This window comes from Bosea sp. 685 (assembly GCF_031884435.1).
Taxonomy (GTDB): Bacteria; Pseudomonadota; Alphaproteobacteria; order Rhizobiales; family Beijerinckiaceae; genus Allobosea.
The window spans coordinates 3,135,882-3,162,240 of sequence record NZ_CP134779.1 but is presented as its reverse complement, the minus strand read 5'-3'; the positions used below and the strand labels follow the sequence as shown (position 1 = coordinate 3,162,240).

At 66.3% G+C, this 26,359-nt stretch carries 20 protein-coding genes; 17 read left to right on the top strand and 3 right to left on the bottom strand.

Annotated elements, in window-relative coordinates; genetic code table 11:
• Positions 1 to 6: 6 nt before the first annotated feature.
• The gene (locus RMR04_RS16215; protein ID WP_311915637.1) at positions 7 to 1,509 is read left to right on the top strand and encodes an aminotransferase-like domain-containing protein; all 1,503 of its coding nucleotides are present in this window, start codon (positions 7 to 9) and stop codon (positions 1,507 to 1,509) included.
• 24 nt (positions 1,510 to 1,533) lie between these two features.
• Here the strand turns inward: RMR04_RS16215 and RMR04_RS16210 are convergent, their stop codons facing one another.
• Positions 1,534 to 2,859 (bottom strand): omega-aminotransferase AptA, encoded by a 1,326-nt coding sequence (locus RMR04_RS16210; RefSeq protein ID WP_311915636.1) that lies wholly within the window; start codon positions 2,857 to 2,859, stop codon positions 1,534 to 1,536.
• Between the two features lie 183 nt (positions 2,860 to 3,042).
• Between RMR04_RS16210 and RMR04_RS16205 the strand changes: the two genes are divergently transcribed.
• The 8 genes from RMR04_RS16205 (at position 3,043) to RMR04_RS16170 (ending at position 12,177) form a co-directional block, all read left to right on the top strand.
• The gene (locus RMR04_RS16205; protein WP_311915635.1) at positions 3,043 to 3,792 is read left to right on the top strand and encodes an SDR family NAD(P)-dependent oxidoreductase; all 750 of its coding nucleotides are present in this window, start codon (positions 3,043 to 3,045) and stop codon (positions 3,790 to 3,792) included.
• The gene (locus tag RMR04_RS16200) at positions 3,792 to 4,925 is read left to right on the top strand and encodes a TIGR03364 family FAD-dependent oxidoreductase (RefSeq protein WP_311915634.1); all 1,134 of its coding nucleotides are present in this window, start codon (positions 3,792 to 3,794) and stop codon (positions 4,923 to 4,925) included. Before RMR04_RS16205 ends, RMR04_RS16200 begins: the two co-directional genes overlap by 1 nt.
• Before the next feature lie 7 nt (positions 4,926 to 4,932).
• The gene (gene phnX / locus RMR04_RS16195) at positions 4,933 to 5,718 is read left to right on the top strand and encodes a phosphonoacetaldehyde hydrolase (RefSeq protein ID WP_311915633.1); all 786 of its coding nucleotides are present in this window, start codon (positions 4,933 to 4,935) and stop codon (positions 5,716 to 5,718) included.
• A gap of 14 nt (positions 5,719 to 5,732) precedes the next feature.
• Entirely contained in the window at positions 5,733 to 7,253 is a 1,521-nt protein-coding gene (locus RMR04_RS16190; protein ID WP_311915631.1) for an alkaline phosphatase family protein, read from the top strand.
• 192 nt (positions 7,254 to 7,445) lie between these two features.
• Entirely contained in the window at positions 7,446 to 8,594 is a 1,149-nt protein-coding gene (locus tag RMR04_RS16185; protein ID WP_311915630.1) for an extracellular solute-binding protein, read from the top strand.
• Between the two features lie 238 nt (positions 8,595 to 8,832).
• Positions 8,833 to 9,930, top strand: a complete 1,098-nt coding sequence (locus tag RMR04_RS16180; protein ID WP_311915629.1) for an ABC transporter ATP-binding protein — start codon at positions 8,833 to 8,835, stop codon at positions 9,928 to 9,930.
• Positions 9,931 to 9,934: 4 nt separating this feature from the next.
• Complete coding sequence (locus tag RMR04_RS16175) at positions 9,935 to 10,855, top strand: ABC transporter permease (RefSeq protein ID WP_311915628.1); 921 nt, start codon at positions 9,935 to 9,937, stop codon at positions 10,853 to 10,855.
• On the top strand, positions 10,852 to 12,177 hold the full coding sequence (locus RMR04_RS16170) for an ABC transporter permease (RefSeq protein WP_311915627.1): 1,326 nt from the start codon (positions 10,852 to 10,854) through the stop codon (positions 12,175 to 12,177). Before RMR04_RS16175 ends, RMR04_RS16170 begins: the two co-directional genes overlap by 4 nt.
• Positions 12,178 to 12,281: 104 nt before the next feature.
• On the opposite strand, the gene RMR04_RS16165 is transcribed toward RMR04_RS16170, so the two are convergent.
• Positions 12,282 to 13,517 carry an amidohydrolase family protein gene (locus RMR04_RS16165; RefSeq protein ID WP_311915626.1) on the bottom strand — a complete coding sequence of 412 codons (1,236 nt, stop codon included), beginning with the start codon at positions 13,515 to 13,517 and terminating at the stop codon, positions 12,282 to 12,284.
• Between the two features lie 292 nt (positions 13,518 to 13,809).
• On the opposite strand from RMR04_RS16165, the gene RMR04_RS16160 reads away from it, so the two are divergent.
• From RMR04_RS16160 to RMR04_RS16125, 8 genes are all read left to right on the top strand, one after another.
• Positions 13,810 to 14,661 (top strand): ImuA family protein, encoded by an 852-nt coding sequence (locus RMR04_RS16160; protein WP_311915625.1) that lies wholly within the window; start codon positions 13,810 to 13,812, stop codon positions 14,659 to 14,661.
• Complete coding sequence (locus tag RMR04_RS16155; protein ID WP_311915624.1) at positions 14,567 to 16,111, top strand: Y-family DNA polymerase; 1,545 nt, start codon at positions 14,567 to 14,569, stop codon at positions 16,109 to 16,111. Before RMR04_RS16160 ends, RMR04_RS16155 begins: the two co-directional genes overlap by 95 nt.
• A 10-nt stretch (positions 16,112 to 16,121) precedes the next feature.
• The gene (locus RMR04_RS16150) at positions 16,122 to 19,631 is read left to right on the top strand and encodes an error-prone DNA polymerase (RefSeq protein ID WP_311915622.1); all 3,510 of its coding nucleotides are present in this window, start codon (positions 16,122 to 16,124) and stop codon (positions 19,629 to 19,631) included.
• A 172-nt stretch (positions 19,632 to 19,803) separates the two neighbouring features.
• A complete protein-coding gene (locus tag RMR04_RS16145) occupies positions 19,804 to 21,402 on the top strand; it encodes an ABC transporter substrate-binding protein (protein WP_311915621.1) in 1,599 nt (532 codons plus the stop codon).
• A 148-nt stretch (positions 21,403 to 21,550) separates the two neighbouring features.
• A complete protein-coding gene (locus RMR04_RS16140) occupies positions 21,551 to 22,504 on the top strand; it encodes an ABC transporter permease (protein ID WP_311915620.1) in 954 nt (317 codons plus the stop codon).
• Between the two features lies 1 nt (position 22,505).
• The gene (locus tag RMR04_RS16135) at positions 22,506 to 23,396 is read left to right on the top strand and encodes an ABC transporter permease (protein WP_311915619.1); all 891 of its coding nucleotides are present in this window, start codon (positions 22,506 to 22,508) and stop codon (positions 23,394 to 23,396) included.
• A gap of 2 nt (positions 23,397 to 23,398) precedes the next feature.
• Complete coding sequence (locus RMR04_RS16130) at positions 23,399 to 24,436, top strand: ABC transporter ATP-binding protein (RefSeq protein ID WP_311915618.1); 1,038 nt, start codon at positions 23,399 to 23,401, stop codon at positions 24,434 to 24,436.
• Positions 24,433 to 25,416 (top strand): ABC transporter ATP-binding protein, encoded by a 984-nt coding sequence (locus tag RMR04_RS16125; protein WP_311915616.1) that lies wholly within the window; start codon positions 24,433 to 24,435, stop codon positions 25,414 to 25,416. Before RMR04_RS16130 ends, RMR04_RS16125 begins: the two co-directional genes overlap by 4 nt.
• A 137-nt stretch (positions 25,417 to 25,553) precedes the next feature.
• Here RMR04_RS16125 and RMR04_RS16120 read toward each other — a convergent pair whose 3' ends face one another.
• Positions 25,554 to 26,294, bottom strand: a complete 741-nt coding sequence (locus RMR04_RS16120; protein WP_311915615.1) for a SapC family protein — start codon at positions 26,292 to 26,294, stop codon at positions 25,554 to 25,556.
• Positions 26,295 to 26,359: the final 65 nt, after the last annotated feature.

Sequence of the window (26,359 nt, the reverse complement as noted above, 5' to 3'; positions counted from 1 at the left end):
TGAGCCATGCTGCAATTTGTCCTGACGAGCCCGCTTGATCCGCAGAAGGGGCTGCAGAGTCAGATCCAGGAGCGGCTCGTCGCCGCGATCCTGGCGGGCGGCCTGCCATTGCACGAGCCCTTGCCGGCTTCCCGTATCCTCGCCCGGAAGCTCAACGTCTCCCGCAACACGATCACGCTGGTCTATGAGCGGCTGGCCGAGGACGGTTACCTCAAGGCGGTCAATCGGCGCGGCTATTTCGTCAACGACCGTTATCTGCGCGAGCAACTCAACGTACCCGTCGACGAGCATGCGCGCAGGGCGCTGCCCCGCTCGGACGAGCCGGTGGATTTCGCCCGCCGCCTGCGCCGCCCGCTTGTCGAACAGGCCAATATCGTCAAGCCGGCGAACTGGCGCGAATTTCCCTACCCCTTCGTCTACGGCCAGCTTAGCCCGGACAAGATCTCGCTCAGCCGCTGGCGTGACTGTGTCAGGCTCGCAGGCACAGTCCGCCACAGCCATGACTGGATGGGCGATCTGATCGATAATGACGATCCGATCCTGATCGAGCAGATCACGCGCCGCATGCTGCCGCAGCGCGGCTTCAGGGCCGATTCCAGCAGCATCCTCGTCACGGTCGGGGCGCAGAACGCGCTTTTCCTCATCGCCATGCTGCTCTGTGGGACAGGCACGCGCGTCGCCATCGAGGAGCCGGGCTATGTCGATGCCCGCAACATGTTCCTGGCGCTGGGTGCAACGCTTGAGCCGCATCCGGTCGACGCCAACGGCATGCGCATCAGTGAGGCGCTGGCCGGCGCCGATCTCGTCTATGTCACGCCCGGGCACCAGTCGCCGACCAATGTGACGATGAGCATGGAGCGCCGGCTGTCGCTGGTCGCGGCGGCCGAGCGGCATGATTTCCTGATCGTCGAGGATGACTATGAGCACGAGCTCAATTTCGTCGGTGCACAGCGCGCCTCGCTGAAGAGCTTCGATACATCAGGGCGCGTGCTGCATGTCGGCAGCCTGTCGAAGCCGCTCTTCCCGGGCCTGCGGCTCGGCTTCATCGTCGCCGCGCCGGCTTTGATCAGCGAATTGCGGGCGCTGCGGCGCTTGATGTATCGCCACCCCTCGGCGCTCGACCAGCGCGCGATGGCGCTGTTCCTGGCCGAGGGCCATTACGACGCGCATATCCGCCGCCAGCGCAAGGAGCTCGCCGCCAGATGGGGGCTGATGCTGCGCGAGATCGACCGGCAATTGCCGGGCTGCGACGTCACCATGACGACAGGCGGCTCGGGCCTCTGGCTGACGCTGCCGCGCGGCGTCAGGGCGCAGGATCTCCAGCAGCGCGCCGCGCAGCTCGGCGTGCTGATCGAGGCGGGCGACGTGCATTATCTGCGCGAGAACCGGCCCGGAAACCGCATCCGCATGGGTTATGGCGCGATCGCGCAGGACAGGATTGCGCCGGGGATTGCGCAATTGGCGAAAGCGCTGGACGGGTTGGTGAGGGATGGCGGGCGGCGGCTCTGAGGCCGCCGCGCCAAGCCGCTATCCTCAAGCCGCCATCAGCTCGCTGCGTCCCAGCACCTTGCGCAGGATGTCGGTCATCGCGCCGATCTCGTCCTCGGTCGTGACCAGCGCCGGCGCGAAGATCAGCGCGTCGCCGGTCGCCTTCACATGCAGTCCTTCCTTGAACAGCAGGCGCTGCACGAGCGAGCCCTTTTCGCCGGGCGCCTTGCCGGGCGTGAGCTGGATGCCCGAGATCATGCCGTAGCCGCGCAGATCATGGACCTGGGCCAGGTTGCGCAGGCTGAAGACGGCGTCGAGGAAGGTATCGGACATCGCCTGGCCGCGCGCGAACAGGCCGTCATCACGGTAGATGTTCAGCGAGGCGAGCGCAGCCGCGCAGGCCACCGGATGGGCGGAATAGGTGTAGCCATGCATCAGTTCGGGCCGGTCGGCCTTGATCGAGCCGATCACGGCCTGCTGGATCTCGGTCTTGACCGCGACCGCGCTCATCGGGATCGCGCCATTGGTCAGCGCCTTGGCCATGGTCAGCACGTCGGGCGTCACGCCGAACTCCTGCGAGGCGAAGGCGGCCCCGGTACGGCCGAAGCCGGTGATGACCTCGTCGAAGACCAGCAGGATGCCATGCTTGTCGGCAATGGCGCGCAGGCGCTGGAGATAGCCTTTCGGCGGCACGATGGTGCCGATCGAGCCGGCGATCGGCTCGACGAAGACGGCCGCGATCGTCTCTCCGCCATAGGTCTTGCAGAGCTCTTCGAGATCGTCGGCGAGCCAGGCGCCGTCATCGGGCTGGCCGCGCGTGAAGCGCTGCTCGTCGCTCCAGGTATGGCGCATATGCACGACATCGCAGGTCACGCTGGAGAATTCGCGGCGGTTGCCGACCATGCCGGCAAGCGAGGTGCCGCCGAGATTGACGCCGTGATAGCCCCAGGCGCGCGAGACGAAGCGCGTGCGCTGCGCCTCGCCCTTGGCGCGGTGATAGGCGAGGCAGATCTTCATCGCGGTGTCGACGGCTTCCGAGCCCGACGAGCCGAAGAACACCCGGTCGAGGCCCTTCGGCAGGATGCCGGAGAGCCGCTCGGCCAGCTCGAAGGAGATCGGCGCGGCGCGCTGGAAATGCGGGGAATAGTCGAGCTCCAGCAATTGCGCGTGCACGGCTTCGGCGATTTCGCGCCGGCCATGGCCGGCGGCGCAGCAGAACAACCCCGACGCGCCGTCGAGGATCTCGCGGCCCTCCGGCGTCCAGTAGCGCACGCCCGAGGCCTTGGCGAAGAGCTGCGGCTCGGCATGGAACAGCTTGTTGTTGGTGAAGGGGAGCCAGTGATGGTCCATGTTGAGGGGCTGCTGGTCCATCGCGCTCTCCTGAATGCGTTCGCCTCTGGGTCGTGCTGCTTTAGGCGCGCGGGCCGGGCCGATCGTAGAGCCAGGCGCGACATTCGTTAGGTCCAGCGTCGAAGGCGCGAGGTCATCGCCTTGTCACGGGGGGCGTTGCTCCTGCAAAGCTGCGTAAGTTTTAAAAGGCGCATGAGGACGGCGATGGCCAAGACGATTCTGATTTCGGGTGCGACGGCGGGCTTCGGGGCGGCGACCGCGCGCCGCTTCGTTCAGGCCGGCTGGCAGGTCATCGGCACGGGCCGGCGCGCTGAACGGCTGGACGCGCTGAAGGCCGAACTCGGCGAGGCCTTCCACGGCGCCGCCTTCGACATCACCGACGAGGCGGCGATGCTGGTGGCGCTCGCGGCCCTGCCCGAAGGTTTCAAGGGCATCGACGTGCTGGTCAACAATGCCGGCCTCGCGCTCGGAACCAAGCCGGCTCCGCAATCCGCGCTCTCCGACTGGAAGACGATGATCGGCACCAATGTCACCGGTCTCGTGACGCTGACGCATCACCTGCTGCCGGGGTTGATCGAGCGCAAGGGCGCGATCGTCAACATCGCCTCGGTCGCGGCGAACTGGCCCTATTCCGGCGGCAACGTCTATGGCGCCACGAAAGCCTTCGTGCAGCAGTTCTCGCTCGGGCTGCGCTCCGACCTGCATGGCAAGGGCGTGCGCGTGACCTCGATTGAGCCCGGCCTATGCGAGAGCGAGTTCACACTGGTGCGCAATGGCGGCGACCAGAAGGCCTATGACGCGCTTTATGGCGGAGCCAACGCATTGCAGCCGCACGACATCGCCGAGACGATCTTCTGGATCGCGACGCAGCCCGCGCATGTGAACGTCAATAGCCTCGAGATCATGCCGGTAAGCCAGTCCTTCGCCGGCTTCCAGGTTCATCGGGAAGCCTGATGACGACCTTCGATCTCGCCATCGTCGGTGCCGGCATCGTCGGACTCGGCCATGCGCTCGCGGCCGCGAAGCGCGGCAAGCGTGTTGTCGTGATCGATCGCGACGCGCAGGCCAATGGCGCCTCGGTGCGCAATTTCGGCTTCGTCACGGTGACGGGGCAGGGCGCCGGCGATTGCTGGAGCCTTGCCCGGCGCGCCCGCGAAATCTGGGTCGAGATCGCGGATGCGGCCGGCATCGACATCCTCCAGCGCGGGCTCGTCCTGGCCGCTCGCTTGCCGGAATCGGAGGCCGTGATCGAGGCCTTCCTGGCGAGCGAGATGGGGGAGGGCTGCGAACGCCTCAGCGCCGGACAGGCGCTTTCGCATGTGCCTTGCCTGAGGCCCGAGGCGACGCGCTTCGCCTTGTACAGCCCCCATGAGGTGCGCGTGGAATCGCGCCAGGCGGTGCCGCTGGTCGCGCGCTTCCTTACTGAGCGCCATGGCGTCGAATTTCGCTGGGGCACGAGCGTCGTCGCGGTCGAGGCCCCGCGCCTGATCACCGCCGATGGCGGCGTCATCGAGGCCGAGGCCGTGATTGTCTGCCCCGGCGACGAGTTCACGGCGCTGTTCCCGGAGCGGATCGCAGCCTATGGCGTGACCCGTTGCAAGCTGCAGATGATGCGCGTCAGGCCTGCCACATCCGTTGCCCTGGGGACCGCGGTCATGTCCGATCTCGGGCTCGGCCGCTATCTCGGCTATGCCGAATTGCCGGAGGCCGAGCCGTTGATGCGGCGGCTCGACGCCGAGATGGCGGCCCATCGCGAAAACGGCGTCCACCTGATCGTGACCCAATCGGCCGACGGCTCGCTGGTCGTCGGCGACAGCCATCATTATGCCGCGACGCCCGACCCCTTCGGGTCCGAAAGCGTCGATCGCCTGATCCTCGACGAGTTCGACGCGGTGCTCGACCTACCGGGCCGGGAGGTCGTCGAGCGCTGGATCGGCACCTATGCCTCGGCCGATGGCCGTTGGCGCTTCACCGACAAGCCGTCCGATTCCGTCCGTATCGTCGTCGTCACCAGCGGCTGCGGCGCCTCGACGGCCTTCGGGATCGGCGAGGAAACCATCGACGAACTCTATGGGCGGCAAGGATGATCTCGGCATGAGCAAATTCAAGGCGGTGGTGTTCGATTGGGCCGGCACCATGATCGATTTCGGCTCATTTGCGCCGATGGGGGCTTTCGTCGACACCTTCGCCAAATTCGGCGTCGCGGTGACGATCCCCGATGCCCGCAAGCCGATGGGCCTGCCCAAGCGCTTGCATATCGCCGCGATGCTGGCGGAACCCCATATCGCCGAAGGCTGGCGGGCCGCGCAGGGCGCATTGCCGGACGAGGCCGCGATCGACGCCGTCTACAAGCTCTTCGTCCCCCTCAATGAGGAGGTGGTGAGCAATTACTGCACGCTGGTGCCCGGTGCGCTCGAAACCGTCAATCATATCCGCGCCAAGGGCATGAAGATCGGCTCGACCACGGGCTATACCCGTTCGATCATGCAGCGCGTGCTGCCGCTGGCAGCCGCGCAGGGCTATGCGCCCGACAATCTCGTCTGCGCCGATGATCTGCCGTTGGGACGGCCGACCGCGATCGGCATGTATAAATGCTTCCTCGATTTGATGGTCCATCCCGCCTCGGCCGTGATCAAGGTCGACGATACCGAGCCCGGCATTGCCGAGGGCGTCGAGGCGGGCTGCGTCACGGTCGGGTTGACTCTGTCGGGCAATGAGGCCGGCCTGACGCCGGACGAACTTGCAGCGCTCAGCCCCGCCGAGCGGCAGGCGCTGCATGAACGCGTTGCCGCCAAGCTGATCGCGGCCGGTGCGGACTATGTCATCGGCACTGTCGCCGAGCTGCCGGCCCTGATCGACCGGCTGGAGGACGACCGCTGAGAGATGGCGACGGCATGAGGCCCAACGTCCTTCTGATCACCGCCGACCAATGGCGCGGCGACTGCCTCTCGGCTGTCGGCCATCCCAGCGTGCGGACGCCGAATATCGATGCGCTGGCAGCCGAGGGCGTGCTGTTCGCGCGTCATTACGCGGGAGCGGCGCCTTGCTCGCCGGCGCGGGCGGCGCTCTATACCGGCCTTTACCAGATGAACCATCGCGTCTGCCGCAATGGTTCGCCATTGGATGATCGCTTCGACAACCTCGCCAGGCTTGGCCGGCGGGCGGGCTATGACCCGACGCTGTTCGGTTACACCGACGTCTCGCTTGATCCCCGGACCTTGCCGCCGGGCGACCCGCATCTGACGACCTATGAGGGCGTGCTGCCGGGCTTTTCCGTGCGTGAATTGCTGCCGGAACACGAAAAGCCCTGGCTGTCCTGGCTCCGCTCGCGTGGGCATGAGAGCGCGACCGATCGCGGCGTGCATGCGCCGACAGGGCAGGGCGGTACGCTCGGCAACGCGCCTCCGGCCTATGGCCGGGACGAAACCCAGACCGCCTATCTGACCGATGCCTTCCTGCGCTGGCGCTCCGAGCAGGATGCGCCCTGGTTCGCGCATCTCTCCTTCCTGAGGCCGCATCCGCCCTTCGTCGTGCCGGCGCCCTACAATACGATGTTCACCGCGCAGGACGGGCCGGAATTCGTCCGTGCGCCAGACCGTGCGACCGAGGCGGCGCTTCACTCTTATCTGGCCTTCCAGATCGCGCAGAACACGCAATCCGGCTTCGTTCAGGGCGCGAGCGGACGCGTCCAGGACTGGAACGCCGGGGAACTCGCCACGCTGCGCGCCACCTATTTCGGCATGATCGCCGAGGTCGACGCCCAGCTCGGCCGGATATGGCGGGGACTGCAGGCGAGTGGCGAATGGGAGCGCACCATCATCATCTTCTGCTCCGACCATGGCGAGATGGCCGGCGATCACTGGCTGCTCGGCAAGGGCGGCTTCTTTGAAGGCAGCTACCATATCCCGCTGGTGATCCGCGATCCGGCCCAGGGCGTGCATGCCGGCCGCAGGATCGAGCAGTTCACCTCGGCTGCCGACATCATGCCGACATTGGCCGAGCGGCTCGATCAAGCACCCTTGAACCATCAGGACGGGCGCTCGCTGCTGCCGTTCCTGGCGGGGCGGGCGCCGGCCTCCTGGCGCGACGCGGCCTTCTGGGAATTCGATTTCCGCGACATCGAGACCGGTGTGGCGGAGCGCCATTTTGGCCTCGGCTCCAACGCCTGCAACCTCTCCGTCATTCGCGACGAGGCCTATAAATATGTCCATTTCGCTGGCTTGCCGCCGCTGCTCTTCGACCTGAAGCGCGACCCCGCCGAGACGCGCGATCTCGCGTCGGACCCGGCCCATCTCGCTGTCAGGCTGCATTATGCGGAGAAGCTGCTCGCGCTGAGGGCGCGGCATCTCGACCAGACGCTGGCCTATACGCATCTCTCCGGTCGCGGTCCGGTCTTCAAATCTTTCGACGCCTGAAGTTTCGGCGCAGTGTCGCCGGCTTGTCGCAATCGCGCGGCATGCCCATGGCAGGAGAAGCTGGACCCATGGAATTCGACCTGTGGCTCTAATCTTGCTTGCCTCTCCCCCATAACAATCCAGGGGCGCGCCGGTTTGAAGCCGGCTTCCGATCAGAAGCAGACACAGCCAACGCAATCACAGGGGATCACGATGTCCAAGAAGCCTGGAACGCCCGAGAAGCCTGGAACCACCTTCGCCCGCCGTGACGTCCTTAAGCTCGCTGCCATGGCCGGCGTCGCCATGCCGGCGCTCATCAGCCGCAGCGCGCTCGCTTCCTCGGGCGAGATCAACATCATGATGTGGTCGGACTATCTGCCCGAGAGCTTCGTCAAGGGCTTCACCGAGAAGACCGGCATCAAGGTCAATTTCACCGGCATCGGCTCGAATGACGACATCCTCAACAAGATGAAGGCGTCGAACGGGCAGGGCTTCGACATCGTCACCCCGACCGTCAACCGCAGCCCGCTCTGGAAGGATCTCGGCCTCTTGATGCCCTTCGACATGAAGAAGGTCGCGATCGACAAGGTGAACCCGGCCATGGCGCTGGGCGAGACGCATTGGAACTTCGCCGGCAAGGGCAGCCATTGGCTGCCGCATATCTGGGGCACCGAAGGCGTCTCCTGGCGCACCGACAAGTTCACGCCCGCCGGCACCGCGCCGAGCTATTACGACGTCTGGGACGACGCCAATGCCGGCAAGACGATGGGGCGCGGCCATTCGATGATCCTGGGCCTGGGTCTCGGCATGGAGCGTCGCGGCGAACTGGCGCCGGGCTCGGTCTGGGAGGCGTACAAGACGCCCGAAAAGATGACGGAGGTCTGGACCAAGCTGACCGAGGTCGCGATCAAGAAGAAGAAGAACATCAAGCTGGTCTGGAACGATGCCGACGCCCAGAAGAACGGCCTGCTCAACGAGGGCGTCATCGTCGGCCAGACCTGGGATGGGCCTCCGATCGCGCTCAAGACCGCCGGCGAGCCGGTGATGTACCGCGCGCCGGTCGAGGGCGCCATGGCCTGGGTCGACGGGCTCTCCCTGCCGATCGGCGCCAAGAACATCGATCAGATCTACGCCTTCATCGATGCCTGCTACGACGCCAAGCTCGCCGGCGAGGCGATCAAGACCCATGGCTACAACTCGCCGGTCGTCGGCGCCGACAAGTTCGGCGGCGATGTCTACGCCAAGAACTTCGCCGACGCCTATCCCGGCGACTCGCTGGCCAAGCTGAACCCCTGGCCGGCCGAGGCGCCCTGGTATGCGTCCCAGCGCTCGGAATTCACCAACAAGTTCATGAGCGCCTGAGGCACTTCCTTTGCCATCACTGCGCCGTCATCCCGGCCGGAGCCCTCGGGCCCGATCTTCGATCGGCCCAAGGATAAACTCCGCGGAGAGCCGGGATCCATTCTGGAACAGTTCAGGAATGGATCCCGGATCGGCGCGGCTTCGCCGCTTGTCCGGGATGACGGCGTGATGAAACACCAGTGATTTTGCCAGGCGAATAGGCCGCTCCGTCCGAAGCCTCCTCCGATCCAGGACCAGCATGAACACCAGGGACGTCGTCCTCGAACACGTATCGATCCGCTTCGGAAACTACAGGGCCGTCGAGAACGCCCATCTTTCGATCAAGGGCGGTGAGTTCTTCTCGTTCCTCGGGCCGTCGGGCTGCGGCAAGACGACATTGCTGCGCTGCATCTCGGGCTTCGTCCAGCCGAGCGAGGGCCGCGTGCTGATCGGCGGCAAGGATATGAGGAATGTCGGCCCCAACAAGCGGCCGACCGCGCTGATCTTCCAGAATCTTGCACTCTTTCCGCTGCTTTCGGTCGCCGAGAACATCGCCTTTCCGCTCGAGGTGCGTGGCGTCGGGCGCAAAGACCGTCGCAAGCGCGCTGATGAACTGCTCGAGATGATCGCGCTGCCCGGCACCGGCGACAAGAAGGTGCACGAACTCTCGGGCGGGCAGCGCCAGCGTGTCGCGATCGCCCGCGCGCTTGCAGCCGAGCCCGACATCCTGCTGCTCGACGAGCCGCTCTCGGCGCTCGACCTCAAGCTGCGCCAGCATATGCGCACCGAATTGCGCGCCATCCAGCGGCGCGTCGGCCTGACCTTCATCTACATCACCCATGACCAGGGCGAGGCCCTGACCATGTCGGATCAGGTCGCGGTGATGAATGCCGGCGTGGTCGAGCAGGTCGGCGATCCGCAGACGATCTACAACCGGCCCAAAACCCCCTTCGTCGCCTCCTTCGTCGGCGAGACCAACGCGATTCCAGGCGCCGTCATTGGCCAGCAAGGCGCATTGGTGACGCTCGACACAGCGCTCGGCCCGCTCACCGGGCAGTCGGCGGGCGGGCGCGACTATCAGGCCGGCGAGCTCTGCACCTTGTTCGTCAGGCCCGAACAGCTCGCCCTTGCCGATGCGGCCCCCGCGACGAATGCGATCACCGCCAGGCGCGTCAACGAGGAGTTCGAGGGCTCGATCCGCACGCTCTACCTCAGCGCCAACGGGCTCGATCTCAGGCTTTACCGCATGAATGCCGATGCCTCAGGGCCGGCGCCCGCAGCTGACGGCGCGGCCAGCGTCTGGTTTCGCCCCGAGCATGCGACCGTTCTTCCCGTCGATCCGTCGCGGAGCGGTTGAGGCCATGGCAGCGCTTCGTCAACTCTGGAGCACCATCACTGAGCGGCACGGCCTGGGCGTCGCGGTCTTCATCGGCGGGGCGGTGCTGTTCTGGGTGCTGGTCCTGATCGTGCTGCCGCAGCTGGCGATGTTCGACGTCTCGCTGCGCCACAACCTGCCGCGCCCCGAGATCGGTGGGCCGGCCGATGTCTACACCTTGAAGAACTACAGCTATTTCCTGTTCGGCAATGGCGCGCTGAACACGCTCGACATCGGCGTGCTGGTCAAGACCTTGATCGCCGCCGTCATCGTCACCGTGCTCGACATCGTCATCTGCTATCCGATCGCCTTCATCCTCGCCCATTCCGCCACCGGCGTCGCGGCGCGGATGATGGTCATCGGCCTGATCGTGCCCTTCTGGATCAACGACATCCTGCGCGCCTTCGCCTTCCGCATCCTGTTCGGCGCGACCGGCGTCATCAACGGCATCGGCCAGGCGCTGGGCCTGTGGTCGAGCCCGATCGACTTCATCCGCGCCGATGTCGCGCTCTATGCCGGGCTTGCCTACACCTACACCCTGCTGATGGTGTTCTCGATCTACAACGCGGTCGAGACGCTCGATCGCAACCAGATCGAGGCGGCGCGCGACATGGGCGCGAGCTGGTGGCGGGTGCATTGGCGCGTGGTGCTGCCGGTCGCCAAGCCCGGCATCGCATCCGGCGCGACCATGGTCTTCATGCTGACGGCGGGTGCGCTGGCGGCTCCGCAGATCCTCGGTGGCCCGTCGAACCTCTGGTTCACCCAGATCATCTACCAATGGTTCAATGACGCCGGCGACTGGCAGCGCGGTTCCGCCTACGCCACCATCCTGCTCGTCATCTGCCTCGCCTTCGTCTTCCTGATGATGCGCGTCTTCAAGGTCTCGATCGGGGCGATCGGGCGATGACCACTCGCGGCATGGGCGGCGGCCTCTTCGCGTTCAGCTACGCGCTGTTGTTCTTCCTGTTCCTGTTCGGTCCGCTGATCATCATGGTGATCACGGCTTTCAACTCCTCTGCCTTCCCCAGGGTGGTGCCCTGGGAGTGCTTCACCACCGACTGGTTCGGCGTGCTGGTGCGCAATGAGCGGTTGATGAGCGGGCTGTGGACCAGCCTCGCGATCGGCATCGCTGTGGTCGCGATCGCGGTGCCGTTCGGGCTGGCGGGCGCGCTCGCGCTTGCCGATATCGGCCCGCGCCTGCGGGCCGGGCTCTATGCGGTGCTGATCACACCGATCCTGATCCCCGGCGTCGTGCTCGGCATCTCGACCATCGTCTTCTGGAGTTTTGTTGGGCGCGGGGTGGGCGCCAGCTACGATACGGTCTTCTACAACGGTTTCTTCCTGACGCTGCTCGGGCAGGTCGCCTTCATCGCCTCCTATGCTATGCTGGTCCTCAACGCCCGGCTTCAGCGCTTCGACCCGACGCTGACGGAGGCCGCGCTCGATCTCGGCGCGACGCCGGGCCAGGCCTTCCGCAAGATCCTGCTGCCCTTCATGAAGCCGGCGCTGGGCTCGGCCGCCTTCATCACCTTCCTGGCCTCGTTTGAGAACTACAACACTACCGTCTTCACCATCCTGTCGGGCAACACCTTCACCACGGCGCTCGCCTCGAAGGTCAGGCTCGGCACCGACCCCTCTCTCGGCGCTTGCCGTCATCATCATCGCGGTGACGCTGATCGGCGCGATGGTCAGCGAGGCCCATACCCGCCGCCAGGAGCTTCTGCGCAGCGGCAAGGCCGGCCAGTCCCGGCTCTACGCCAACCCGCTCTCGCGCCTGCTGACGCATCCGGGCGCGGTCCTCGTTTTGCTCCTCGGCGTGACGGGCTTCATCGTCTGGTCGGCAAGCCGCGTCGACGCGAATGTTTGCCGCGCCGCGATCCTGCAGGAGAAGCAGCAAGTGCAGGAAAGGCTGATGCAGGAGCAGCGCAACCGCATCCAGCAGCAGGCCCCGGCGCAGGCGCCCGCCCAGGCGCCATCGAACAACCCGTCGCCCTTCGGCGGCGCGTTCAATCCAAATTCGCTGGCGCCGCCTGCCCAGCCCGCGCCTCCCGCCGCGCCGCCTTCGTCGAACAATCCCTCGCCCTTCGGTGGGGCCTTCAACCCGAACTCGCTTGCGCCCAAGCAATGATGGGGAGGGGAAGCGCTTGGAGCTTGTCGAGTTTTCTCCGAAACGCGCCCGTCATCCCGGACGCAGCCCCCGGGTCCGATCTTCGATCGGCCCAAGGATAAACTCCGCGGAGATCCGGGATCCATCATAGAGCTCCGGAGGCCTCCGATGGATCCCGGGTCAAGCCCGGGATGACGGCTGAGTTTCCGAGGAAAGACGCTCGGGTCTAAGGTTTGTTCAAGCTCGCCGCCGGGCGCGAAAAGCTCTGCCTGCCCTTCTTGAAGCCCAGCACGGGCTCGGCGATCTCGGCGAGCGCGTCGGTAGCAGTCCTTGAATCCAGTACGATCAGGTCGGCGGGGTTGCCGACCGCGATGCCGTAATCATCGAGCCGCATCAATCGTGCCGGCAGCGTCGTGACGAGATCGATGCAGTCGCCAAAACCGTCCGGCCCGATCTGGGCGGCATTGGCGTAGAGATTCGCCATCCGCAGCAGCGAACAGTCGCCAAAGGGCGTGAAGGGGTTCAGCACATTGTTGGTGGCGATCGAGCAGGTGACGCCATGGGCGAGCAGGCGATGTGCCGGGGTCAGCCCGCGCGGCACATTATGTGTCACCTCCCGGCCCATCAGATAGAGATCGGTCGCCGGCAGAACTGTCACCGCGATGCCGGCCTCGGCCAGGCGTTCGGCCGCCCTTGCGAAGGCATCGGGCGGCAGCACTGAGAGTTTCGTGACATGGCCGATGGCGACGCGGTTCCGGTAACCGCGCCGCAGCGCCTGGCGGCAGACCTCGTCGAGATGCATCCAGGACGGGTCGAGATCGAAATCGAGGTGGAAATCGAGATCGAGATCGAAGCGTTCGGCCAGGCAGAACAGCCGCTCGATCTGCAGATGCGGGTCGCTGTCGGTATAGGGGCAGCCGCCCAGCACATCCGCGCCGTCCCGCAGGGCCTCGACCAATAGCTCCTCCGTGCCGGGATCATTGGTCAGCCCCTCCTGGGGAAAGACACAGATAGAGAGGTCGAGCCCCCAGGCATAATCGCGCTTCAGCGCCTTGATCGCCTCGAAGCTGCGCAGGCCCGCGCGTGGATCGACCTCCAGATGAGTGCGCATCCGCGTCGTGCCCTTAGTGATTGCCTTCTCCAGCACCTGCGCGCCGCGCGCATGAACGTCTTCGACGGTGAAACCACGCTTCATCGCGGAGACCGCGCCGATCGCCTCCTTCAGGCCGCCACGAATATGTCCGCAGCGGCCGAGCAGGCAGGCCTTGTCGAGATGGACATGGCTGTCGACGAAGCCCGGCAGCACCGCACGACCGTCGATGACGATCTCGGGAGCGTCCGCGACGATCCGCTGCGCGATGGCGGCGATGCGGCCTGAGCTGATGCCGATATCGACCGGGCCGTCATGGCCGCCGAGATTGGCCTGGCGGAAGATCAGATCGAAGGCGCTGTCGGTGGGCATCGGTCTCGGCCTATCGGGAAAGGCGGCCACGCGATCGGCCGGTCCGGCCATCATTCGGGAAAACAGCATGATGGCTCCGAATGGCTCTGATTGCAGTTTATGTGCCGCGGCGCGTTGGGGGCAGAGTCTGCGGGCCTGTGCCAGGGCAAAGCCGAAAAACATGGCCGGCGAAAAACTTGGCGGGCGAAAATATGGCGGGGACGGGCGCCTTCCAACGCGGTCTCCGATTCAAGCGACTCGCCTTCGGGGCGAGCCCGTTCTATACAAGAACAAAGAGAGAACAATTGCTCCGATGAACCCGAAACCCGCCCCTCTCGCTTTGGCCGATCTGCGGCGCAGCCTTGCCGAAGCGACGCTGCGCACCGCGCCGGCTGCGGTCGGGCGTGTGAGCTTCGGCGCGCCCGCTCTTGATGAGCCGCTGGGCGGAGGCATCGCGCGCGCGGCGCTGCATGAGGTTTACGCGCCGGGAACGGCGGACCTCGCTGCGGCGACGGGTTTCGCCGTGGGGTTGACGATCCGGGCGGCGCATCTGCGCCCGATCCTCTGGGTCAGGCAGGATGTTCTCGATGCCGAGACCGGGCGTTTGCATCCGCCTGGGCTGGCCGAGCTCGGTCTCGACCCGTCGCGCATCCTTCTGGTGCGAGCGCGCGATGCGCAGGACGTGCTGCGGGCAGGGGCGGAGGCCGCGCGTTGTTCGGCGCTGGGGGCGGTGCTGATCGAGCCCTGGGGCGAGCCGCGCCTGTTCGACCTGACTGCGAGCCGGCGATTGGCGCTGGCGGCGGAGGCGTCCGGCGTCACGACGGTGCTGCTGCGTGCGAGCGCGCGGCAGGACGCCAGCGCCGCCCGAACCCGTTGGCTGGTGCGCGCTTTGCCGTCGCGAGCCCTGGAGGCCAATGCGCCGGGCGATCCGGCTTTCAGCCTCAGGCTGCTGCGCGATCGCGGCGGCCTGGGTGAGCGTGAGTGGCGTGTGGAGTGGGACCGTGACCGACAATCCTTCCACGAGAGAGCTGCCTTCCACGAGAGAGCCGGCAACCAGGGGAGAGCACAGGATGCCGCGCCGCTATCTCGCCCTCTGGTTCCCTTTCCTGCCGACGGACCGGCTGCGGAGGGAACGCGGGGCGCCGGCTTCCGGCGGGCGGTGTGAGCCGCCGCTGGTGGTGGTCGAGACGGTGCGTAACGCCCTTCGCCTTGTCGATTGCGACCAGAGCGCCGTCCGGCTCGGACTCACGCGTGGGCTGACGCTCGCGGATGCGCGCGCCCGGATTCCAGACGTCGTCGTGGCCGAGGCTGAGCCGCAGGCCGATCAGCGCCTGATTGAGCGGCTGGCCGCCTTCTGCGACCGTTTCACGCCGCTGGTCGCGCTCGACCCGCCTCATGGCCTGCTGCTCGACATCACCGGCTGCGCCCATCTCTTCGGCGGCGAGGCGGCGCTTCGGGCCATGATCGCCGAGCGGTTGCGGGCGGGCGGGCTCAATCAGCGCAGCGCGATCGCCGGGACGCCGGAGGCGGCGCATGCGCTCTCCCGCTTCGGCGCGGGCGGCATCGTGCCGCCGGGCGAGGACGAGGCCATGATCCGCCCGTTGCCGGTCGCGGCCCTGGAGATCGGCGCCGAGACCGTCATCGCCTTGTCCCGGGCCGGGCTGAAATCGGTAGCTGACCTGGCCGAGCGGCCCTCCATGGCCCTGTCCGCCCGTTTCGGCGAGGATCTGGCGATCCGGCTCAGGCGCACGCTGGGCCGGGAGGATGTCCGGATCACGCCGCTGCGCCCGCCGCCCGCTTGCATGGTCGAGCGGCATTTCGCCGAGCCTCTGCTGGATATGCAGGGGCTGGAGGCGGTGGTGACGCAGCTGATCGCGGAGGCTGCCCGCCTGTTGGAAGAGCGCGGCGAGGGCGGGCGGGCCTTCGAGGTCAGCCTCTTCCGCACGGATGGCGCGGTCAGGCGGTTGAACATCGAGACCGGCCGTCCCTCGCGTGACGCTGACGCCATCCTCAGGCTCTACCGCGAACGCATCGACACGCTGGCGGACCCGCTTGACCCGGGCTTCGGCTTCGACGTGATCCGCCTCGCCATCCCGGTCTGCGAGCCCCTGAACACGCATCAGCCCAGCCTGGACGGGCGCGCCGTCGAGGACGAGGCGGTGGCTGAGCTCCTCGACCGTCTGGTCACCCGTTTCGGCCGCGGCCGTGTGCTGCGTTTTGCCGCGCGGGACACGCATGATCCGCGCCGTGAGGCGAGGGCGGTTCCGGTCGCCACCCCCGCGTCACTGATCGCCTGGCCCACGCCCGAACCCAATGAGCCGCCGACGCGCCCGCTCCAGCTCTTCGAGCCGCCGCAGCCGATCGAGACCTTGGCCGAGGTGCCGGACGGGCCGCCCTTGCGCTTTCGCTGGCGGCGCGTGCTGCATGAGATCGCCCGCGCCGAGGGGCCCGAGCGCATCGCACCGGAATGGTGGCGCGACGGGCCAGCCGAGCCGGCGCGCGACTATTACCGCGTCGAGGACGCGCAAGGGCGCCGCTTCTGGCTCTTCCGCGCCGGGCTCTATGAGCGCGAAAACGAGATGCCGCGCTGGTTCCTGCACGGGCTTTTCGCGTGAGGATCCTGGCATGAATCGACCTCTGAGCACTTACGCCGAACTCGTTGCCGCAACGAACTTTTCCTTCCTGCGCGGCGCCTCGCCCGGCCCCAATCTGGTGCTGAGCGCCCTGCTGCTCGGCCATGCCGGCATCGGCATCGCCGACCGCAACACGGTCGCGGGCGTGGTGCGGGCCTTCAGCGCCCTTGCCTATCTGCGCGAGCATGGTTTGCCGGAGCCCGAGAAGATCCGCGAAGGCGGCAGTCCGGGCGAATTCATCTGGGTCGAGAACCCGGCCTTCGCCGATCTGCCTTTCACCGGACCGCAGCTCCAGAGCATGGCCCGGGACTTCAAGCTCGCGGTCGGCAGCCGGCTCGTCTTCACTGATGGCACGCCCGACATCGTCGTCTACCCCGCCAATCGCGCCGGCTGGGGAAGGCTCTGCCGCCTGCTCAGCCAGGGTAATCTGAGGGCGCGGAAGGGTGTCTGCATCCTGCATCTCGACGATCTGCTCTCGGATGCGCGCGACCTGCTGCTCATCGTCATGCCGGACAAGCGCCATGACGATCTGCCTGCGCTTCTCGCCCGCCTGGCCGAGGCCGCGCCCGGCGCGGTCTGGCTGGCGGCCAGCATGCATCGCAAGGGCGACGATCGCCGCCGCCTCGCCCGGCTGAAGTCGATTGCGGCTGCGACCCGCACGCCGCTATTGGCCACCAATGACGTGCTCTACGACGCCCCCGAGCAGCGCGACCTGCAGGATCTGCTGACCTGCATCCGCGAGGGCGTCGCCATCGACCAGGCGGGCCGCCTGCTCGAGGCCAATGCCGAGCGTCATCTCAAGGCCGGGCAGGAGATGGCGCGGCTTTTCCGCGATGCGCCCGATGCGATCGCGGAGACCGGCCATCTGCTCGGCCGCATCGAATTCGACCTCCGAGAGCTGAAATACGAATACCCCGACGAGCCGGTGCCGCCGGGCTGGACCGCGCAAGGCTGGCTTACGGAGCTGGTCCGCAAGCGCTCGCAGATGCGTTATCCCGACGGCGTGCCCGCGAAGGTGCAGGCGCTGCTCGCTCAGGAACTCGTCTTGATCGAGAAGCTCGAATACGCCCGCTATTTCCTGACCATTCGAGACATCGTCGAATTCGCCGACAGCGAGGGCATCCTCTGCCAGGGCAGAGGCTCAGCCGCCAATTCCGCCGTCTGCTATGTGCTTGGCATCACGGCGGTCGACCCGGCCGAAAACGACGTGCTCTTCGCCCGTTTCATCTCCGAGGAGCGTCGTGAGCCGCCCGATATCGACGTCGATTTCGAGCATGAGCGGCGCGAGGAGGTGATCCAGTGGATCTATGAGAAATACGGCCGCCACCGCGCCGGCATCGCCGCGACCGTGATCCATTACCGTCCACGCAGCGCCATTCGCGATGTCGGCAAGGCGCTGGGCCTGACCGAGGACGTCACCGCCCGGCTCGCCGACACGCAATGGGGCAGCTGGGGCACAGAGATCGGCGACAACCATGTCCGCCAGGCTGGGCTCGACCCGACGAATCCGACGATCCTGCGCGCGGTCGGCTTCGCGCTCAGGCTGCTCGGCTTCCCGCGCCATCTCTCGCAGCATGTCGGGGGTTTCGTGCTGGCGCGCGGCCGCCTCGACGAGATGGTGCCGATCGGCAATGCCGCGATGGAGGATCGTACCTTCATCGAATGGGACAAGGACGATATCGACGCGCTGCTCCTGATGAAGGTCGATGTGCTGGCGCTCGGCATGCTGACCTGCATCCGAAAGGCCTTCGACCTGCTGCGCGAGCATGAGGGCAAGGATTTGGGGCTGGCCGATGTCCCCAATGACGACGAAGGCACCTACGACATGCTCTGCGAGGGCAAATCGCTCGGCGTCTTCCAGGTCGAGAGCCGGGCGCAGATGAACATGCTGCCGCGCCTCAGGCCGCGCATCTTCTACGATCTCGTCATCCAGGTCGCGATCGTCCGGCCGGGACCGATCCAGGGCAACATGGTCCACCCCTATCTCAAGCGGCGGGCTGGGCTGGAGGAGGTGGTCTATCCTTCACCGTCGCCCGAACATGGCCTGCCCGACGAACTCGTCGAAGTGCTCGATAAGACCTGTGGTGTGCCACTCTTTCAGGAGCAGGCGATGAAGCTTGCCATGGTGGCGGCGAAATTCACCGATCCCGAAGCCAACCGGCTGCGCCGCGCCATGGCGACCTTCCGCAATCTCGGCACGATCGGCCAGTTCGAGGAGATGATGGTTGGGCGCATGGTCGCGCGCGGCTATGAGCGTGATTTCGCCCAGCGCTGTTTCGATCAGATCAGGGGCTTCGGCAGCTATGGCTTTCCCGAGAGCCACGCCGCCTCCTTCGCCAAGCTGGTCTACATTTCCTCCTGGCTGAAATGCCACCACCCCGCGATCTTCGCCTGCGCGCTGCTGAATTCGCAGCCGATGGGCTTTTATGCGCCGGCGCAGATCGTCCGCGAGGCGCAGGAGAATGGTGGCGTGGAGGCGCGCGCCATCGATGTGAATTTCAGTGGCTGGGACAATGCGGTTGAACCTGATCGCCCGTTTGAAGAAAGAGCGGCCGTCATCCCGGGCGACCGGAGGGAGACCCGGGATCCATTCCTGAGCGATGATCGGAAAGGTTCAGGAATGGATCCCGGGTCTACGCTGCGCTCCGCCCGGGATGACGGCGCGGTTGTTGGTCAGGGCCGCCCCTTCGCCCTTCGCCTCGGCTTCCGCCAGATTGACAGCTTCAAGGAGGAATGGGGCCACGCCATCGCCGATGCTCGCGGCGAGGGGTACCTCGACGTCGAAAGCCTCGCCCGCCGCGCCAGGTTGCCCGCGCGCGCCATGCGCCTGCTCGCCGATGCCGACGCCTTCCGTTCGCTCGGGCTTGACCGGCGCGAGGCGCTCTGGGCCGTGCGCCGCTTGCCCGATGATGAGGCGCTTCCACTGTTTGCGGCGGCGCAGGCGCATGAGCTGGGCGAAGAGCCCGCCATGGCGCTGCCCGTCATGCCGTTGCCCGAGCACATCGTCGCCGACTACCAGACGGCGCGCCTCTCGCTGAAGGGCCATCCGATGGGCATGCTGCGGCCGCTCTTCAGGCGGGAGGGCGTGTTGAGCTGTGCGCAGACGGAGGCGAAGCCGGACGCCGCCTGGGCACGCACCGCAGGGGTCGTGCTGGTGCGCCAGCGTCCGGGCAAGGGCAATGCAGTCTTCATCACGCTGGAGGATGAGACCGGCATCACCAATGTCGTGCTCTGGGCGCGGCTGTTCGAGCGCTTTCGCCGCGAGGTCATGGGCGCGCGGCTGCTGCTGGTCGAGGGCCGGGTGCAGAAGAGCCCGGAGGGCGTGACGCATCTGATGGCGCAGCGTGTGGTCGACCGCACCGCCGACCTTCTGAGCCTCTCGGACACGCATCGCACTGAGCGCGCCTCGACGCTGACCGACGAACTCCTGCCTCCGCAGATCCCGCGCGGCCGCCATCCGCGCAATGTCCGCATCCTGCCGAAATCGCGGGATTTCCATTAGGCTCGCTCCTGCCTATTTTAACAGCAGATCTGGCTGCCTATTTTTTAGACGCATCTTTGCATGACGGTTGCGTCGGCAAAGATCAGGGCGGCGCATGGGGTTGCTCCGCTGCGCCGCACTGGCACAGCCTTTGCTCAGGCTTCTTCGAAATCATCCATTTCGGAGTTAGCCGATGATCCGTTCCGCTCTCGCCTTGTCTTTTGCCGCTGGGCTCCTGCTCGCGGCGCAGTCGGCTTCCGCCCAGGGCACGTTGCGGATCGGCATGACGGCCTCCGACATCCCGCTGACCACCGGCCAGACCGACCAGGGCGGCGAGGGCATGCGCTTCATGGGCTATACGGTCTATGATGGGCTGATCAACTGGGATCTGAGCCGGGCCGACAAGGCCTCCGATCTCGTGCCCGGCCTCGCCACGAGCTGGGCCGTCGATGCTACCGACAAGACGAAATGGATCTTCGTGCTGCGCGAAGGCGCGAAGTTCCATGACGGCTCGGAGTTCACCGCGGACGCCGTCGTCTGGAACCTCGACAAGCTCCTGAAGAACGATGCCCCGCAATTCGACCAGCGCCAGGCTGCGCAGGGGCGCTCGCGTATCCCGGCCGTCGGCACCTACAAGGTGATCGACAAATACAAGGTCGAGATCGTCACCAAGACGCCGGACGCGACACTGCCCTATCAGATCGCCTGGATCATGATGTCCTCGCCGGCGCAGTGGGAGAAACTCGGCAAGAGCTGGGATGCCTTCGCCAAGACGCCTTCGGGCACCGGCCCCTGGCAGCTCACCGCCTTCCAGCCGCGCGAGCGCGCCGAGCTCTCGCCGTTCCCCGGCTATTGGGACAAGGCGCGCGTGCCCAAGCTCGACAAGCTCGTGCTGCTGCCGCTGCCGGAGCCCAATGCCCGCGCCGCCGCCCTGAGGGCGGGGCAGGTCGACTGGATCGAGGCGCCGTCGCCCGATCTCGTGCCCTCGCTCAAGAGCGCCGGTTTCCAGATCGTCACCAATGCCTATCCGCATAACTGGACCTGGCATCTCTCCCGCGCCGAAGGTTCGCCCTGGAACGATATCCGCATCCGCAAGGCGGCCAATCTGGCCGTCGACCGCGAGGGGCTGAAGGAATTGCTCGGCGGCATGATGATCCCGGCCGAGGGTTTCTATCCGCCTGGCCATCAATGGTTCGGCAATCCCACCTTCAAGCTGAAATACGATCCCGAGGCCGCCAAGAAGCTGCTCGCCGAGGCCGGTTATTCGCCGGCCAAGCCGGTGCAGACCAAGATCCTGATCGCGCCCTCCGGCTCCGGCCAGATGCAGCCGCTGCCGATGAACGAGTTCGTCCAGCAGAACCTCGCCGAGGTCGGAATCAAGATCGATTTCGAGGTCGTCGAATGGAATACGCTGATCAACATCTGGCGCGCTGGCGCCAAGCATGAATCGTCGCGCCAGGCGACGGGCATGAACTACACATACTTCATCCAGGATCCCTTCACCGGCCTGATTCGGCATCTGCAGTGCAATTTGCAGCCGCCGGCGGGCACCAATTGGGGGTATTACTGCGACCCCGAGATGGACAAGCTCTTCGAGCAGGTCCGCAACACCTTCGACCCGGCTGAGCAGACCAAGGTGCTGCAGAAGATCCATGAGAAATATGTCGATGAGGCGCTGTTCCTGATGGTGACGCATGACGTCAACCCGCGTGCCTTGAGCCCCAAGGTGAAGGGCTTCATTCAGGCCCAGAACTGGTTCCAGGACTTCTCGCCGATCTCGATGACGAAGTGAGGCTTCTCTTGGTGCAGGTGATGTCAACCACGCCACGTCATCCTGGGCGACCGCAGGTCGTCCCGGGATCCATCGTAAAGCGTAGCGCCCTACGATGGATCCCGGCGCTCCGCTTCACTTCGGCCAGGATGACGCTTGAGCCGACATCATGCTGAGCTATCTCGCCAAGCGTATCCTCTATGTGCTTCCGGTCGCGTTCGGCGTCAGCGTGTTCTGCTTCCTGCTCGTGCATATCGCGCCCGGCGATCCGCTGACTGCGGTGCTGCCGCCGGACGCCTCGCAGGCGATGCAGGACGAGTTGCGTAAGATCTACGGTTTCGACCGGCCGCTGCCGATCCAGTTCGGCCTCTGGTTGCTGAAGGCGCTGCAGGGTGATCTCGGCACCTCGATCGCGACGGGCCGCCCGGTGGCGGCCGAGGTCTGGCGCGCGGTCGGCAACACGCTGTTGATCGCGGTGCTGGCGACGGTGATCGGCTTCCTGCTCGGCTCGTTCTTCGGCTTCGTCGCGGGGTATTTCCGCGGCTCCTTCCTCGACAAATTCGCCTCGATGCTGGCGGTGCTCGGCGTCTCCGTGCCGCATTACTGGCTCGGCATGGTGATGGTGATCGTGTTTTCGGTGCAGCTCGGCTGGCTGCCGCCGGGTGGGGCGGGGCCGGGCGGCTCGGCTGCCTGGAAATGGGACTGGGAGCATGTCAGCTACATGATCCTGCCCGCCATCACGATGTCGGTGATCCCGATGGGCATCATCGCCCGCACCGTGCGCGCCCTGGTTGCCGACATCCTGAACCAGGAATTCGTCCCGGCCCTTCGCGCCAAGGGGCTGATGGATTTCGGCGTGTTCAAGCATGTCGTGAAGAATGCAGCCCCCACGGCGCTCGCCGTGATGGGGCTCCAGCTTGGCTACCTGCTCGGCGGCTCGATCCTGATCGAGACCGTGTTCTCCTGGCCAGGCACCGGCTTCCTGCTCGGCAATGCGATCTTCCAGCGCGATCTGCCGCTGCTGCAGGGCACGATCCTGGTGCTCGCGATGTTCTTCGTGGGCCTGAACCTGCTCGTCGACATCCTGCAAGGGCTGCTCGATCCGCGCGTGCGGAGGCGCTGAGATGACCACGCTCACCGAGGCCGCCGCTCCCGTCGTAACCCCGCTCGCCAAATCGCCGGGCTATTGGGCCGGCGTCTTCAAGCGCTTCAAGACCGACAAGGTCGCGGTCGGCGCCGGCATCGTCGTCCTGCTGATCATCCTGATGGCGGTCTTCGCCGACTATATCGCGCCCGCCGATCCGACGCGCTCCTCGATGCTGCGGCGGCTGCGCCCGATCGGCACGCCGGGTTATCCGCTCGGTGCCGACGAGCTTGGCCGCGACATGCTCTCGCGATTGATCTTTGGCGCCAGGCTCTCGCTCTTCATGGGTGTGGTGCCGGTCTTCATCGCCTTTGTCTTCGGCTCGCTGATTGGCGTCGCCGCCGGCTTCTTCGGCGGCAAGTTCAACACCATCACCATGCGCACGGTCGATGTGTTCTACGCCTTCCCCTCGGTGCTGCTGGCGATCGCGCTTTCGGGCGCTATGGGAGCCGGCATCGCCAATTCGCTGCTGTCGCTGACCATCGTCTTCATCCCGCCGATCGCGCGTATCGCCGAGAGCGTGACGACACAGGTGCGCGGCATGGATTATGTCGAGGCCGCGCGCGCCAGCGGAGCCGGGGCCTTCACGATCATCCGCGTGCATGTGCTCGGCAATGTGCTGGGCCCGATCTTCGTCTATGCGACCAGCCTGATCTCGGTCTCGATGATCCTGGCCTCGGGCCTGTCATTCCTGGGGCTTGGCACCAAGCCGCCGACGCCGGAATGGGGGCTGATGCTGAACACGCTGCGCACCGCGATCTATGTCCAGCCCTGGGTCGCGGCCCTGCCGGGCGCGGCGATCTTCATCACCTCGATCTCGTTCAACCTGCTCTCGGACGGCTTGCGCTCGGCGATGGATGTGAAGGGCTGATCATGGCTGAGAACCCGACCCTGGACGAACGCGACCGCGGCGGCGCCGGAACCCCGCTGCTCGAAGCGCGCACCCTGACCAAGCATTTCCCGCTCGGCCGCGGCGCGGTGGTGCGCGCCGTCGATGGCGTCGATTTCGCAGTGCTCAAGGGCGAGACGCTCGGCGTCGTCGGCGAATCCGGCTGCGGCAAGTCGACGACGGCGCGGGTGGTGATGCAGCTCATCGCGCAGGACAAGGGCGAGATGCTGTTCGACGGCGAGATCGTTGGCGGGCTCTCGCTCAGCCTGAAGGAATATCGTCGCCAGGCCCAGATGGTCTTCCAGGACAGCTACGCCTCGCTCAATCCGCGCCTGACCATCGAGGATTCGATCGCCTTCGGGCCGACGGTGCATGGCGTCTCGAAGCAGGCCGCGATCCTGCGCGCTCGCGATCTCCTGGTTCGCGTCGGGCTCGATCCAGCCCGCTTTGCCGCGCGCTACCCGCATGAGCTGTCCGGCGGGCAGCGCCAGCGCGTCAACATCGCGCGCGCGCTCGCACTGGGCCCGCGCCTCGTCATCCTCGACGAGGCTGTTTCGGCGCTCGACAAATCGGTCGAGGCGCAGGTGCTGAACCTGCTGATGGATCTGCGCCAGGAATTCGGCCTGACCTATATCTTCATCTCGCACGACCTCAACGTCGTCCGCTTCATCAGCGACCGCGTCATGGTGATGTATCTCGGCGAGGTGGTCGAGATCGGCCCGGTCGACGAACTCTATGACGATCCGCGCCACCCCTATACCCGCGCGCTGCTCTCGGCGATGCCCTCCATGGACCCGGACAACCGGACGATGGAAGCGCCGCTTGCCGGCGATCCTCCCAACCCGATCAACCCGCCCGAAGGCTGCCGCTTCCATCCGCGCTGCCCGCAGGCCCAGACCGTCTGCGCCAAGGTCAAGCCGGTTCTGGCGCGCACTGGGGAGGGGGCACGACAGGCGGCCTGCCACATGGAGGTCGCGGGCTCAGGCCACAGCCGCGCGCCCAGCCTGGAGGCCGCGGCATGAGCCAGCCCCTCGTCGAAATGCAGAACGTCACGGTGCGCTTTCGCGGCGCCCAGACCGTCCACGCGGTCAACGGCGTCTCGCTGACGCTGGAGCACGGCAAGGTGCTCGGCATTCTAGGCGAGTCGGGTTCCGGCAAGAGCGTCACGCTGAAGACGCTGCTGCGGCTCCTGCCCGAGAGCCGTACCGATATCGGCGGCAGCGTCCGGGTCGATGGCCGCGACGTGCTGGCGCTGAACCCGCAGGATCTCTCGGATTATCGTGGCCGCGTCACCTCGATGATCTTCCAGGATCCGGCGCTGGCGCTGGACCCGGTCTATACGGTCGGCGAGCAGATCGCCGAGGCGATCGTCCGGCATGAGAAGATCGGCCGGAAAGCCGCGATGGCGCGCGCGCTCGAACTGCTCGAGCTCGTCCGCATTCCATCACCGGAGCGGCGGCTCAAGGCTTATCCGCATGAGATGTCGGGCGGCATGCGCCAGCGCGCCATGATCGCACTCGCGCTTGCCGCGCGGCCGAAGCTGCTGCTGGCCGACGAGCCGACGACGGCGCTCGACGCCACCGTGCAGATCCAGATCCTGCTGTTGCTGCGCCAGCTCCAGCGCGACCTCAACATGGGCATGCTCTTCGTCACCCACGATATCGGCGTCGCGGTCGAGGTTTCGGACCGGCTCGCGGTGATGTATGCCGGTCAGATCGTCGAGACCGGCACGGTGCGCGAACTGATCCGCGATCCGCAGCACCCCTATACCAAGGGCTTGCTCGCGGCGAACTTGCACGGTGCCAGGAAGGGCGAGCGGCTGGAGGCTATTCCCGGCGCGCCGCCGGCCCTGAATGAGGCGCCATCCTCCTGCTCCTTCGCGCCGCGCTGCAAGCACGTCCAGGAGCGCTGCCGCGCCGCCTTGCCGCCGGTCGTGACGTTGGGCGAGGGGCGCGTGGTGCGCTGTGTCCTGGCCGAGGACGTGCTGGCTCCGGCGGCCTGAGGCGCTAGAGCCGGATGATTTCAGACGGGGTCACTTCGTGATCCCGTCTGAAATCTGAATCCGTCTCTCATCAAGGAGTTAGAGCAGGATCGATTGCGAAAAACCGGTTCCCACTTTTTCGCATCCTGCCCTAGCCGTCAGGCTGCGGCCGCAGCCGTGGCGCGAGCACCCGCGCGATCGCCGAGCGCGCCGAAATTCCCCAGGCTGATCAGATGGGCGTAGATCGGCGCGAGATAACCCTTGCGGCGTAGATCGGCCAGAACGTCGTCGGGCAAGGCGTTGAAGCGCTCCTCGCTGACGGCGAGGAAGCCGCTGAAGCTCGAACTCACGCCTGTGGGCGAGCGGATATCGACGTTGACCGTCTGGAACAGGTCGAGCGCTTTCAGCTCGGCGGTGAAGACGCCTGTCGCCTTGGCCGCATCGGCATATTCGCCGACGAAGGTGACGGCGCGCTGCAGCATCTCGCCCGGCTCGCCGGCCTCGTTGAAAAGGCGCTCGCCAGCCTCGCCCTGCAGGCCGGCATAGCCGCCATCGAGGCAGATCACCTGCTGCTCCTGCGAAACCTCGCCGCCGATGAACGGATAGCGGCGCAGATAGGCCGGCGCATGCACGCCGTTCCAGCGCCCGCTGGCCTCGACGAAATCGTTCTCGCCGCTGCGCATCCCGACCATGAACAAGGGCGAGACGCTGCCGGCCTCTTCCAGGAACAGGATCGGCATGTCGCGGCAGCCGAGCACGAACTCCGCCATCAGCGCCGGCACGACATGGCTGCCGGCTGCGAAGGCGTAACCCCGCTCCGCCGGAGCGATCCGCGCGTCGCGGTGGATGTTGCGATCGAGTACGACGATGCTCGTATAGAAGAGGGGCAATGGCGCCATGGTGCGGCTCTTAATCCTGGAGAGACGGGACGGGTTCTCGTGACGGCCTTGGAGCGTGACGCCGG